Genomic DNA, 12,871 nt, shown 5'->3' with positions numbered 1-12,871 from the left:
TTGAAGGCCTCTTCCGCGGTACGCGCGATGCAGGTTAGGTGCGCACGCAACGTTTCTGGCGACGCGGCGCTTTTTATCGCCACACGACCGGCGCTTGATCCAAGCCGGCAAAGAGAACGGGGAAACATCATGCAAGTCGGTTCTATCGTCCGCTCCGTGCATATCGCCGTGCCCCAGGGCGCGCGCGGCATCGTGATGCGCATTCTTGGCGACATGGCCATGGTGGCGTGGTACGCGGGTGAACCCGGCACGTCGATCCAGCTGAACACCGAACCCTTCTTCCTTGAAGACCTGATCGACACGGGCGAGCAGGTTCGCCCCGCCAGCGCGCAGATGCACTGAAGCACTGAACGTGGTGACCCGCGCGGCGCCTCGACGCGGCGCGCGGTTGGGGTCCCGCTGTATCCAGGGCGCGCAAGGCGCCGGCGCCCCGCGCGTCTGTCGCCTGCATCAGGGGCGTGGCGCGCACAGCGACGCCCTGACATGCCCCTGCGTCACCCGTCACCCGTCACGCGTGTCGCTCGTCATCGCGGGCGTCGCGGCGCACAATGCGGGCATGAACGACGACACTCCCGATCTCCAGGACGGCGCTTCCAGCGCTGTCCCTTTTGCCCGGCTGACGCCGGAATGCGTGCTCGACGCCATCGACAGCGTCCTGATTCCCGCTGGCCAGCGCACCGATGGCCGCATGCTCGCGCTCAACAGCTACGAGAACCGCGTCTTCCAGGTGGGTGTGGAAGACGGGCCGCCCGTTGTCGCGAAGTTTTACCGTCCCGAGCGCTGGACCGACGAAGCCATTCTCGAAGAGCACGCGTTCGTCGCGCAACTGGCCGCGCGCGAAATTCCCGCTGTGCCGGCGCGCGTCGATAACGGCCGTTCGCTGCATACGTTCGACGGCTTTCGTCTCGCGATTTTCGAGCGTCGCGGCGGACGCGCGCCCGATCTCGATCGCAGCGGCACGCTCGAATGGCTCGGGCGTTTTATCGGGCGCATTCACGCGATGGGCCAGCTAGAGCCATACAGATCGCGCCCGGCGCTCGATATCCAGAGCTTTGGCTACGAGCCGCGCGATTTTCTGCTGGCGCATCGCTTTGTTCCAGATGACGTTCGGACAGCCTGGGAAACAGTGGTCGATCTGGCGCTGGAAGGCGTCGAGCGCGCGTTCGAGCGTGCCGGCGATATCCGGATGCTGCGCGTTCATGGCGACTGTCATCCGGGCAACGTGCTGTGGACCGATGCCGGCCCGCATTTCGTCGACTTCGACGACAGCCGGATGGCGCCCGCGATCCAGGATCTGTGGCTGCTGCTGCCGGGCGAGCGGGCGTCGTCGTCGCGCGCGCTGGCGGACCTGCTGGCCGGTTATGAAGACTTCTGCGAATTCGAGCCGCGCGAGCTGTATCTCGTCGAAGCGTTGCGCACGCTGCGGCTGATTCACTACTCGGCGTGGCTCGCGCGGCGCTGGGACGACCCCGCGTTTCCCGCGGCGTTTCCGTGGTTCAACACGCAGCGCTACTGGGAAGACCGCATTCTCGAACTGCGCGAGCAGATCGGCGCGATGCAGGAAGGGCCGCTCTGGCCGGTCTGATTTTGCGCGCCCGGCAGCCGCTCACGGTGAACTGGTGGCGACGCGCGCGCCGTCGAGCGTCGATTTCACGATGACCTGCGCACGCACGTCGCGCCCGACGGTTTCCATCGCCGCGCGCATCTGCGCGAATTCATCCGGCGAGCAGACGTCGCTGTCGAAATGCGTGCTGCCGTCGCGCGTGACGTCGATGACGCGCGTCGCCGGATCGAACGTGTATTGCGAGCGGAAATCGAGGAAACGGTCCTGCGTTTGCACCGGCTCGGGCATGTCGAGCACGCGGAAGTTCGCCGGCAGCGCGATCTGCGTGTGCTCGTGCAGTTCGACATTGCGGCACACGAATGGCTGCGTGCGCTGGCGTTCGCCGAGCCAGTAGCGCGTGTCCGATTCGAAGCCGCCGGCGAGGCTCGTGAGCGCCGGGATCGACGCCGCCGTGCCCGGCACGACGAGATTCTCCAGCGTGCCGCGCATCGTCAGCACGAGCGGGCCGCCGGTCGCGGCGAGGTTGCTGGTGGTGAGCGTCGCCGCGCCGCGCAGGTTCGCGTTGCGCAATTCGCCCTGAAGCGATTCCTCGCGCTGCGCGGGCGTCTGCAGACGCAGCATCGTGCGGCCCTGTTCGGCCGCCCAGCCGGTCGCTTCCAGCCTGTAGACGAACGTCGCCGAGCCGTCCGGCATCACGACGATCGAAAGATCCGTGTGACGCGCCATCGCCGCCGTTGAGGGCGTATGCGCGAGCACGCCTTCGTGTACGAGCAGCGCCGGGCGGTTCATATCCGTCGATGGCAGAAAACCGAACTCGACGTTCGTCGCCGTCGAGTCGGCGTAGAGCTGCAGGTCGGGCAGCCACGAAATCACGTGATTGATGACACCGTAGCCCGGCACCGTCGGCAGCGAATAGATGGTGCCGCTATTGATGAGCGCCGGCTCGTTGCGGATGCCGACCGCGTCGAGCAGCGCGCCGTACAGCGCGACGTGGTCCTTGCAGTCGCCGTAGCGGTACGCGAGGATCTCGCTCGCGTGATGCGGAATCACCGCGCCGCGCCCGACGTTGATCGCGACGTAGCGCACGTTGCGGCGCATCCAGTCGTAGAGCGTCTTCGCTTTCGCGCGCGGCGTGATGTCGTTTGCGGTGAGCGTGCGGGCCAGCGCGACGACAGCGGGATCGGCCGCGCTCGCATCGACCGACGAAGCGCGGTACGTCGCCGCGAACGCCGCGTAATCGGGAAACGTCGACACCATCAGCCTGTCGCCGTACGACACGTACGCCACCGAGCCATATTCGAGCCGCCGGAAATGCGCCTTGTCATAGCGGAATTCGTAGCGCGTGCGGCCATTCGCGGTGACCGGCGCGACCGTCGTGAAGCCGCGCGCGTCGGCGTATAACGGCTTGCCGGCGGGCAGATCGTAGATGAGCGTGAAGTTGTGCGTCGGCGCGAGGTCGGGCGGCGTGAAGTCGCTGAAATGACCCGGCACGATCGGCACCTTCTGCGTTTTCCGGTACGTCAGGTGGATGCGCGCGCCCGGTTCGACCGCCGGAAAGACGATCACCTTTTCCTGGATGTCCTGAAACATCGGCGCGTTGAACGAGCGCGCTTCCTGCACGTCGCGCACCTGCTCCGGCCCGACGTCGTGCCGTACGCCGTCCGCGCCCGTCGTGAACGCCTCGACGATCGCGACGTCCGCCATGTTGCGGTTGAACCAGATGTACTGCTGCGCGACCCGCGCGACGCCGGCCTCGTTGTTGACGAGCAGCGTCATCGAATCGAGCTTGGTATAGGAGCCGTCCTCGTTGACGGTGAACGTCTGCGTTTCGCCTTCGTTCGTGTACGGCTCGACCGGCTGGGCCGAAGGCGTGGCATATACAGCACGGGCGGCCGTCGACCAGACGAGCGTCAGGATGCAGGCAAGCTGATGGAAGCGCATGGTGTGTTCAGGCATCCAGACGAACTGCGACGACGGTTATGGGGCAGGTTCGTGTACTTAAAGGTCGGACGAAGCCAAAGTCAAGCGGTCACCCCGCATAGCGCGAGCGAACGTCTTCAGTGAGCGTCGCGGCGCGGGTCGCCGGTCTGTCATGGGCCGTAACGACCAGGCAACCCGCTCCGGATTGAGAAAAAATCCGCTTTATGTAATGATAGCCATTCTCATTTGAAAGGTTCTGCCAGCCACTGTCACATTTCTCCTCTGTGATGGCCAGCCAGCCACGCCTTTTGCCGATGCGGCCGCTGTTCCAGTCTTGCCCATCTGCCGTACCCCATCCTGTTTCACGCCAGCAACGCGCCTGCAAGGGCAGCGCCGCGCGCTGGTCGTGTGCTTATTGCCATTGCGCCTGGAGCCGATGTGAACGCGCCTGAATCGATCGAAGTACAACCCGCCGCGCCGGCTGGCACGACGCGCTACACGCAGCACGCTGTCGAACCGGACCATCATCTGATGGACGATGCGCAGCAGGCCGCGCGCCGGCAGCGTTCGCGCCGCGCGACGTTCATCAAGTGGCTGCGCAAGGTGCATGGCTGGGTCGGCCTGTGGGGCGCGGCCATTGGCCTCCTGTTCGGCGTGACCGGCTTTTTGCTGAACCATCGGGGGGGACCGCTGAAGGTGTCGTCGGGCGAGCCGCAGGTCGAACAGTTGCAACTCGCGCTTCCCGAAGGCAGCAGGTTCAGGTCGCCGATGGACATGGCGCACTGGCTCAAGGGCGAACTCAAGGTCGACGGCAAGCCGGGCAGGCCGCGTCGCGAGCCGGCGCATCCCGTGGCGTGGGGCGACCATAGCGTCGTGCAGCCGGAGTACTGGCAGGTCGGCATCCAGGGCACAAAGGAGAGCGTGCAGGCGGAATACTGGGTGGGCAACGGCTACGTGTCGGTCAAGCGGGCGCAGAACACGTTCCTCGGCGAGCTGAACAACCTGCATCGCGGTGTCGGGATGAGCATCGGCTGGGTGCTGTTTATCGACACCTTCGCGGGCGGCATCCTGCTGCTTTCGCTGACGGGCGTGCTGTTGTGGACGGAGTTGAACCGTCGGCGCACGATCGGCGTCGTGCTGGTGCTCGGATCGATTGCGGCCGCGGTGCTCACCGGGATGTTCTAGGGCGCTTTCGCGCGACGGTCACACGCTGCAGGTCGCGTCGCCGCTCGCGGCGACTTCCCGCGCGGCCTTCGCGCCTTCCACCTGAAGCAGCGTGGGCAGCGAGACGCCGTTCTTCGCCGCCGTCATCTCGGCGAGAATCGACACGGCGATCTCCGGCGGCGTACGGCTGCCGATGTAGATGCCAACCGGCCCGTGCAGCCGCGCGAGTTCGGTTTCGTTCAGATCGAACTCCTTCAGCCGCTCGCGCCGCGCCGCGTTGTTGCGCCGCGAGCCGAGCGCGCCGACATAGAACGCGGGCGTTTTCAGCGCCTCCATCAGCGCGAGGTCGTCGAGCTTCGGATCGTGCGTGAGCGCGATCACCGCGCAGCGTTCGTCGAGCTTCATGTCGAGGACCGTGTCGTCCGGCATCGTGCGGACGATCTTCGTGCCCGGAATGTCCCACTCGTCGGTGTACTCCTCGCGCGGATCGCACACCGTGACCTGATAGTCGAGCCCGACCGCGATCTGACAGAGATAGCGCGACAGCTGCCCCGCGCCGATCACGAGCATCCGGTAGCGCGGGCCATGAATCGTCAGGAGACGCTGCCCGTCGAAGTCGACGCCGTCGGTGGCCTGCGCCGACGTGAGGCGTGCGGCGCCGGTCGCCATGTCGACCGTGCGCGCAACGAGCGCGCCGCGTTCCACCGAATCGCACAGTTCAGCGATACCGCTTTGCTGCGTCAGCGGTTCGAGCACGAGCTGGATCGTGCCGCCGCACGGCAGGCCGAAGCGGTGCGCTTCCTCCGCGGTGATCCCGTATTTGACGGCTTCGGGCCGCGTCTGCTCGATGCCGCACCGGCGCACGCGATCGATCAGGTCGTCTTCGATACAACCGCCCGACACCGAGCCCACGACGAGGCCGTCGTCACGCACGACGAGCATCGCGCCCTCGGGCCGCGGCGACGAGCCCCACGTTTTCACCACCGTCACCAGCAGCGCGCGATGCCCCTGTTCGAGCCAGCGGGCGCTGGATTTCAGAACTTCGAGATCCACGCTGTCCATGATTTCTTTCCTTTTCCTGCGTCTTCACCGGCGGTCGCGTCTGGGGATTCCGGTTCCTCGCCGGCGTCGGGCGGGTTTGCTTCGGCGGCATCGCCCTCGCCTGTTACCTGCGCGCTGAAGCGTTTGAAGAACTCGCCCGCGATCTTGCGCGCCGCGCCATCGACGAGCCGCGAGCCGATCTGCGCGAGCTTGCCGCCCACCTGGGCGGTGGCGGTATAGGACAGTTTCGTCGACGCCTCGCCGTCCGCTTCGAGGGTGACGTGGGCGTTGCCCTTGCCGAAGCCAGCGGCGCCGCCCTGTCCTTCGAAGACGATCGTATAGGTGTTTGGCGCGTCGATGTCGGTGAGCAGCATGCGGCCCTTGAAGCGCGCCTTCACCGGTCCGACCGACGCGCTCATCGACACCGCGTAGGCGTTCTCGCCATCCGGCTCGATGCTGTCGCAGCCGGGAATCGACGCGCGCAGGATCGCGGTGTCGTTCAGCGCTTCCCACGCGCGTTGCTGCGCGACAGGCAGCGTATAAGTTTCGGTCAGTTCCATGCGGATGCTCCTCCTGTCGACCAGAGTTCGCGCTTTAGCGCGTTACTCTGGTCCCATGCAAGCCATTGCGGTCGATCAGGGTTCACGCTTTAGCGCGTTACTCCGGTCCCATGCAAAGCACGTACTCCAGCCCCATGCAAGACGGTTGCGGTTATCGTGGCTGCCCCGGTGGCACGTGGCGCGCGCGTGAGCTGCGCGAAGTCGCGGCCAAACGCGGCGAGACTCTCCAGATTATGAACCGGCCGGTGCGCGTCCACATGCGGCAGCATGGCCTGCACGCCGCGCGCCTTCGGCGCGAACGCGCTGTAGCGCAGCAGCGGGTTCAGCCAGACGATGCGATGCGCGAAGCGGTGCAGCCTTGCCATTTCGGTTTCGAGCACGTCGATTGCTTCGTGATCGAGGCCGTCGGTCACGAGCAGCACGGTGGCCCTGCCGGTCAGCACGCGGCGTGCCCAGCGTCGGTTGAATTCGGCGAGCGCCGCGCCGATGCGAGTGCCGCCGGACCAGTCCTCCACTTGCTCCGCGATCGTCGCGATCGCGACATCCGGATCGCGTTCGCGCAGCGCGCGCGTCGCGTTCGTGAGGCGCGTGCCGAACAGGAACACCTGCAGCCGTTCGCGCGACTGCAGCAGCGCATGGCAGAAGTACAGCACGGCGCGCGAATAGCTGCTCATCGAGCCGGAGATGTCGAGCAGCAGCACGAGCGGCGGCTTGCGTTCCACGACCGCGCGGTATTTCCACACGGTCCAGTCGCCGCCCGCGCGCACCGCGTGGCGCGCGCTCGCGCGCAGGTCCGCATGCGTGCCGCGCGACGAAGCCTTGAGCCGACGCGTCGGTTCCGTCGCGAGCGGCAGGCGCTGGCCGCGTATCAGATGGCGCAGCGTGCGCCATTCGTCGGCGGTGAGCGTGTCGAAGTCGCGGTGACGCAGGCGTTCCTCGGCGCTGAAGGTGACATGCGCGTGCAGTTCGTGCTGTCCGGTTTCCTGTGGGCGGTGGCCGGGCTTCGACGGCGGTGGCCGCACCGCGAGCGCATCCGCGAGGCGGTTGTTGCGGCGCGGCGGCGGCAGGCCGCCGCGCACTTTCGGCAGCAGCAGCGCGCGCAGCTTGCCTTCCCAGTCCGGGTCGCGCCAGAAGAGGTCGAAGGCCGCGTTGAAGAGATCGCGCTCGTCGGGGGCGGAAACCAGCAGCGCCGCGAGCGCCGCGCGTACGTCGTCGCGGCGTTCGAGGTCGATCCAGTGGAGGGCCGCGAGCGCGTCGACGGCCTGGGCGGGCGACATCGGCAGACCCGCGCCGCGCAGCACGCGCACGAAATGCACGACGTTGCGCGCAAGCGTGGGAGTGCCCGGCGCGCCCTCGGCGGGCGGGCTGAGCGCGGCGGCGGCCCGCCCGTATGCGGACCGGCCGGTGGCATCGCGTGTATCGGGCGGGCGCGGGCTGGGCATCGCCGTTACTCCGGCACCGCGAGACATTGCGCGATCTGCTGCGCGTCGATGCGCGCGAGGTCGTCCTGGTACTTGAGCAGCACGCCGAGCGTGTTCTGCACGGATTGCGGATCCAGCTCTGTCACGCAGAGCGCGGACAGGGCGCGGCACCAGTCGATCGTTTCGGCGATGCCGGGCGCCTTGAACAGGTCCATGCCGCGCAGCCGGTGTACGAAATCCACCGCGCGCCGTTGCAGTTCCGCCGACGTTTCCGGCGCGCGCGCGGCGACGATTGCCAGTTCGCGGTCCCGGTCGGGATAGCCGATCCACTGGTACAGGCAGCGGCGCTTCAACGCGTCGTGTACTTCGCGCGTGCGGTTCGATGTCATCACGACGAGCGGCGGTTGCACCGCGCGCACGGTGCCGTATTCGGGAATCGACACCTGGAAATCGGAGAGCAGTTCGAGCAGAAACGCTTCGAACGGTTCGTCGGCACGGTCGATCTCGTCGATGAGCAGCACGCGGCGCGCGCCCGGGTGATGTTCGTCGGGCATCAGCGCCTGCAGGAGCGGGCGCTTGAGCAGAAATTCGCTGCGATAGAGCGTGTCGTTGCCGGGCCGCTCGCCGGCGGCTTCCGCGAGACGCAGCGCCATGATCTGGCGCGGGTAGTCCCATTCGTACAGCGCGCTCGCGGTGTCGAGCCCTTCGTAGCATTGCAGACGCAGCATCGTCGTGCCGAGCATGCCGGCGGCGGCCTTCGCGAGTTCGGTCTTGCCGACGCCCGGCTCGCCTTCGACGAAAAGCGGTCGCTCCATGCGCAGCGCAAGATAGAGCGCCGTCGCGAGTTCGCGGCTCGCGTAGTAACCCTGAGCGGTGAGCTTTTCCAGGGTGGCGTCGATGGAATCGGGCTGCGTGGTTGTCATCGGTGAACTCATGGCACGGCGGAACGGCGATACAGGTGGCGGGTGGCGGCGGACGGTGTTGCGCGGCGCCGGTCCAGGATAACTATGGACCCGCGCCGCCTGCTGTCGATGGCCGCTTGCCGCCGGTGGCGCGTCAGCCGCCGCTGCTGATGCCGCCAACCGCCCGCGCCGCCAGCACCGGGATCAGATGCCCGCGATAGTCGGCGCTCGCGTGCATGTCGGTGTTGAGGGTGCTGGCGTCGATCGTGACCGCGCGCGCCGCTGCCTGCGTGAAATTCGCGCTGAGCGCCTGCTCCAGCGCCGTCGCGCGAAACACCGACGAAGCCGCGCCCGTTACCGCCACGCGCACGCCGTCCGCACCTTTCGCGACGAACACGCCCACCAGCGCAAAGTGCGAAGCCGGGTTGTGAAACTTCTCGTAGGCGCTGCGCTCGGGCACCGGGAACTCGACGGCTGTGATCAGTTCGTCCGGTTCCAGCGCGGTCTCGTACATGCCGACGAAGAAATCGTCGGCGGTGATGCGCCGCCTGTCGGTGACGACGGTCGCGTTCAGGCCGAGCACCGCGGCTGGATAGCAGGCCGCCGGATCGTTGTTCGCGAGCGAGCCGCCGATCGTGCCGAGTGCGCGCACCTGGCGGTCGCCGATATTCGCGGCGAGCCCGGCGAGGCCCGGCAGCACGCGCTGGATGTCGGCGTTGCCCGCGACGTCCGCGTGACAGACGGCGGCACCGATCGTCACCGTTTTCGCGTCGACCTTGATCTCCTTCAGCGCGGCGATGCGCGTGACGTCGATCAGTTGCGACGGCTGCGCGAGGCGCAGGCGCATCGTCGGCAGGAGGCTTTGTCCGCCCGCGAGGTATTTCGCGTCGCTGTCCGCGTTCAGGGCCGCGACGGCGGCTTTCGCGTCGGAAGCACGTTGATAGTCGAATGCATACATGTCGGCTTCCTCTGTTCAGGTCGTCGGGTTTTGAGCGGCGCGGATCGCGGACCACACGCGATGCGGCGTCGCCGGCATTTGCAGGTCCGTCACGCCGAGCGGCGCGAGCGCATCGAGGATCGCGTTGATCACCGCCGGTGGCGAGCCGATCGCGCCCGCCTCGCCGCAGCCCTTCACGCCGAGCGGGTTGTGCGTGCAGGGCGTGCCCTTCGACGTCTCGACGGTGAAGTTCGGCAGATCCGACGCGCGCGGCATCGCGTAATCCATGTACGAGCCGGAGAGCAGCTGGCCGCTCTCGTTGTCGTACACGCAGCGCTCGAGCATCGCCTGGCCGATGCCCTGCCCGATCCCGCCGTGTACCTGGCCTTCGACGATCATCGGATTGATCACGTTGCCGAAGTCGTCCACGGCGGTGAACTGCTGGATGTGGCACTCGCCCGTGTCGGGATCGACTTCGACTTCGCAGATGTACGCGCCCGACGGATACGTGAAATTCGTCGGATCATAGAATGCGCTTTCGTCGAGTCCCGGTTCGAGCTGGTCGAGCGGATAGTTGTGCGGCACGTACGCGGCGAGTGAGATATCGGCGAACGCCTTCGTGCGGTCGGTGCCCGCGACGCGGAACACGCCGTCCTTGAACTCGATGTCCTCGGCGGCGGCTTCGAGCAGATGCGCGGCGATCTTTTTCGCTTTCGTTTCGATCTTGTCGAGCGCCTTCATGATCGCCGAGCCGCCGACCGCGATCGAGCGCGAACCGTACGTGCCCATGCCGAACGGAATGCGCCCCGTGTCGCCGTGAACGATCTCGACGTTTTCGAGCGGGATGCCGAGGCGGTCCGCGACCACCTGCGCAAACGTCGTTTCGTGACCCTGACCGTGGCTGTGCGAGCCGGTGAAGACCGTGACGGAGCCCGTCGGATGCACGCGGATCTGGCCGACTTCGAAGAGACCCGCCCGCGCGCCGAGCGCGCCCGCGATGTTCGACGGCGCGAGGCCGCACGCCTCGATGTAGCACGAGTAGCCGAGGCCACGCCGCTTGCCGTTCTTCTCCGATTCCTGTCTGCGCGCGGCGAAGCCTTTCACGTCCGCGAGTTCGAGCGAGCGGGCGAGGATGGTTTCGTAGTCGCCGGTGTCGTAGGTGAGGCCGACCGGCGTCGCATACGGAAACGCGCGGATGAAGTTGCGCCGGCGGATTTCGGCCGGATCGAGCTTCATCTCGCGCGCCGCGGTTTCGACGAGCCGTTCGACGACGTACGTCGCTTCCGGGCGTCCTGCGCCGCGGTAGGCGTCGACCGGCACCGTGTTCGTGAAGACCGCCTTGACTTCGGCGTAGATCGCGGGCGTCGCGTACTGGCCGGCGAGGAGCGTCGCGTAGAGGATCGTCGGCACGCTGGAGGCGAACGTCGACAGATAGGCGCCCATGTTCGCGATCGTGTGGATGCGCATCGCGAGGAATTTGCCGTCGGCGTCCATCGCGAGTTCGGCCTTCGTCACATGATCGCGGCCGTGGGCGTCGGAGAGGAACGACTCCGAGCGCTCGGCCGTCCATTTGACGGGGCGGCGGATTTTCTTCGACGCCCACGTGAGCGCGACGTCTTCGGCGTAGAGGAAGATTTTCGAGCCGAAGCCACCGCCGACGTCGGGCGCGATCACGCGCAGTTTCGACTCCGGCAGGCCGAGCACGAACGCGGCCATCAGCAGGCGCTCGACGTGCGGATTCTGGTTCGCGACGTAGACCGTGTAGCTGTCGTCCTGCGGCGACCAGCTTGCGTTGACCGCGCGCGGCTCGATCGCGTTCGGGATCAGGCGCTGGTTGACGATGTCGAGCGTCGTGACGTGGGCGGCTCTCGCGAAGGCGGCGTCGGTGGCGGCCTTGTCGCCGTGGCCCCACGTGTAGCAGGTGTTGTCCGGCACTTCGTCGTGAACCGCCGGCTGGCCGGGATCGGCCGCGTGCGCGGTATCGACGGCGGCGGACAGCACGTCGTAGTCGACCTCGATGAGTTCGGCGGCATCTTTTGCGGCCTTGATCGATTCGGCGATCACGAGCGCGACCTGGTCGCCCACGTGACGGGCTTTTGTGTGCGCGATGACCGGATGCGGTGGCTCGTTCATCGGCTTGCCGTCGACGCTGTGGATGAGCCAGCCGCACGGCAGGCCGCCGACGTTTTCGGCGGCCATGTCGGCGCCGGTAAAGATCGCGACGACGCCGGGCGATGCCTTCGCCGCGGCCGTGTCGATGCTTTTGATGCGTGCGTGCGCGTATGGCGAGCGCAGGAAGATCGCGTACGTCTGCTGCGGGAGGACGATGTCATCGGTGTACTGGCCGTTGCCGGTCAGGAAACGATAGTCCTCCTTGCGTTTGACGGAGGCGCCGATCATGCGATGGGTATCGGGTGCGTTCATCGTCGGCTCCTCAGGCGGTGGCTTTGGCGGATGCGGCTGCACCTGCGCTGGCGTTGCTGCTGGCGGATTTCATGCCGGCGGCGCCTTCGAGGACGGCCTTGACGATGTTGTGATAGCCCGTACAGCGGCACAGGTTACCGTCGAGCTGACGGCGCACGTCGGCTTCGCTGGCGTCGGGATGGGTGTGGACGAGCGCGGTCGCGCTCATCACCATGCCGGGCGTGCAGAAGCCGCACTGGAGGCCGTGGCAGTTGCGGAAGGCTTCCTGCATGGGATGGAGTGTGCCGTTCGCGGCGAGGCCTTCGATGGTGGTGATGGTGGCGCCTTCCGCCTGGACTGCGAGCATGTTGCAGGATTTGATGGCGCGGCCGTTGAGGTGGACCGTGCAGGCGCCGCACTGGGCGGTATCGCAGCCGATGTGTGTACCGGTGAGGCGAAGCTGGTCGCGCAGAAACTGGACAAGCAGGCTGTGGGGTTCGACTTCGGCGGTTACCGGGGTGTCGTTTACCGTCAGGCTGATGCTGATTGCCATTGACTGTCTCCTTGGGGGATAGAGACCGGTACGAAGCTCACATTTCCACTCCACTACCTGTTCCGACTGCCTGCTGTGAGGTTCGTGCGGGTTGGGGCTGGTTTTTATGCTTGCAGCGAAAAGTAGATCACAAATTGAAGGTAAGGGGTATTGGGGGTTTGCTTTTTGCCCCTTTGGCGGGGCGGCATGCTTTTTTGTTGTTCTGGCTTTTTGGCCTTTCCTTGCATTCATGTCGGTCTATTGGCGTTGCCCCTGTGCGGGGCGGTATTCCGGGTTTTTCGTTTTCTGGCCGGGTGTTTCTTTGGCCTTTCCTTGAATTCATGTCGGTCTATTAGCGTCGCCCCTGTGCGGGGCGGCACCTACTTTTCTTTGTCTTCCAAAGAAAAGTAGGCAAAAGAAAGGCGCT

11 protein-coding genes are annotated in these 12,871 nt (G+C 66.4%); 3 read left to right on the top strand and 8 right to left on the bottom strand.

Going from position 1 to position 12,871, the window contains the following annotated elements; translation table 11 throughout:
- Window positions 1-129 precede the first annotated feature (129 nt).
- Both BLV45_RS15960 and BLV45_RS15955 read left to right on the top strand, forming a co-directional pair.
- Window positions 130-342: a hypothetical protein gene (locus tag BLV45_RS15960; protein WP_090534767.1), complete on the top strand. Its 213-nt coding sequence runs from the start codon at window positions 130-132 to the stop codon at window positions 340-342.
- A gap of 214 nt (window positions 343-556) precedes the next feature.
- Window positions 557-1,585, top strand: a complete 1,029-nt coding sequence (locus BLV45_RS15955; RefSeq protein WP_090535278.1) for a serine/threonine protein kinase — start codon at window positions 557-559, stop codon at window positions 1,583-1,585.
- Between the two features lie 21 nt (window positions 1,586-1,606).
- Here BLV45_RS15955 and BLV45_RS15950 read toward each other — a convergent pair whose 3' ends face one another.
- The gene (locus BLV45_RS15950) at window positions 1,607-3,520 is read right to left on the bottom strand and encodes a DUF3857 domain-containing transglutaminase family protein (RefSeq protein ID WP_245753313.1); all 1,914 of its coding nucleotides are present in this window, start codon (window positions 3,518-3,520) and stop codon (window positions 1,607-1,609) included.
- A 402-nt stretch (window positions 3,521-3,922) separates the two neighbouring features.
- On the opposite strand from BLV45_RS15950, the gene BLV45_RS15945 reads away from it, so the two are divergent.
- The gene (locus BLV45_RS15945) at window positions 3,923-4,669 is read left to right on the top strand and encodes a PepSY-associated TM helix domain-containing protein (protein ID WP_090534762.1); all 747 of its coding nucleotides are present in this window, start codon (window positions 3,923-3,925) and stop codon (window positions 4,667-4,669) included.
- Between the two features lie 18 nt (window positions 4,670-4,687).
- Here the strand turns inward: BLV45_RS15945 and BLV45_RS15940 are convergent, their stop codons facing one another.
- The 7 genes from BLV45_RS15940 to BLV45_RS15910 all read right to left on the bottom strand — a co-directional run bounded on the left by BLV45_RS15940 (window position 4,688) and on the right by BLV45_RS15910 (window position 12,465).
- The gene (locus BLV45_RS15940) at window positions 4,688-5,710 is read right to left on the bottom strand and encodes an XdhC family protein (RefSeq protein WP_090534758.1); all 1,023 of its coding nucleotides are present in this window, start codon (window positions 5,708-5,710) and stop codon (window positions 4,688-4,690) included.
- Entirely contained in the window at window positions 5,683-6,249 is a 567-nt protein-coding gene (locus BLV45_RS15935; RefSeq protein WP_090534756.1) for a CoxG family protein, read from the bottom strand. Before BLV45_RS15935 ends, BLV45_RS15940 begins: the two co-directional genes overlap by 28 nt.
- A gap of 89 nt (window positions 6,250-6,338) precedes the next feature.
- The gene (locus tag BLV45_RS15930; RefSeq protein WP_245753311.1) at window positions 6,339-7,691 is read right to left on the bottom strand and encodes a vWA domain-containing protein; all 1,353 of its coding nucleotides are present in this window, start codon (window positions 7,689-7,691) and stop codon (window positions 6,339-6,341) included.
- A gap of 5 nt (window positions 7,692-7,696) precedes the next feature.
- Window positions 7,697-8,593, bottom strand: a complete 897-nt coding sequence (locus BLV45_RS15925) for an AAA family ATPase (RefSeq protein ID WP_090534753.1) — start codon at window positions 8,591-8,593, stop codon at window positions 7,697-7,699.
- A gap of 133 nt (window positions 8,594-8,726) precedes the next feature.
- Window positions 8,727-9,530 (bottom strand): FAD binding domain-containing protein, encoded by an 804-nt coding sequence (locus BLV45_RS15920; RefSeq protein ID WP_090534750.1) that lies wholly within the window; start codon window positions 9,528-9,530, stop codon window positions 8,727-8,729.
- 15 nt (window positions 9,531-9,545) lie between these two features.
- Window positions 9,546-11,933 carry a xanthine dehydrogenase family protein molybdopterin-binding subunit gene (locus BLV45_RS15915; RefSeq protein WP_090534748.1) on the bottom strand — a complete coding sequence of 796 codons (2,388 nt, stop codon included), beginning with the start codon at window positions 11,931-11,933 and terminating at the stop codon, window positions 9,546-9,548.
- 10 nt (window positions 11,934-11,943) lie between these two features.
- Window positions 11,944-12,465, bottom strand: coding sequence for a (2Fe-2S)-binding protein (locus BLV45_RS15910; RefSeq protein ID WP_090534745.1), 522 nt, complete (start codon window positions 12,463-12,465; stop codon window positions 11,944-11,946).
- Between the last annotated feature and the right edge of the window lie 406 nt (window positions 12,466-12,871).

It is taken from the genome of Paraburkholderia sartisoli (genome assembly GCF_900107685.1).
Taxonomy (GTDB): domain Bacteria; phylum Pseudomonadota; class Gammaproteobacteria; order Burkholderiales; family Burkholderiaceae; genus Paraburkholderia; species Paraburkholderia sartisoli.
This window is presented reverse-complemented; position numbering and strand designations above follow the sequence as displayed.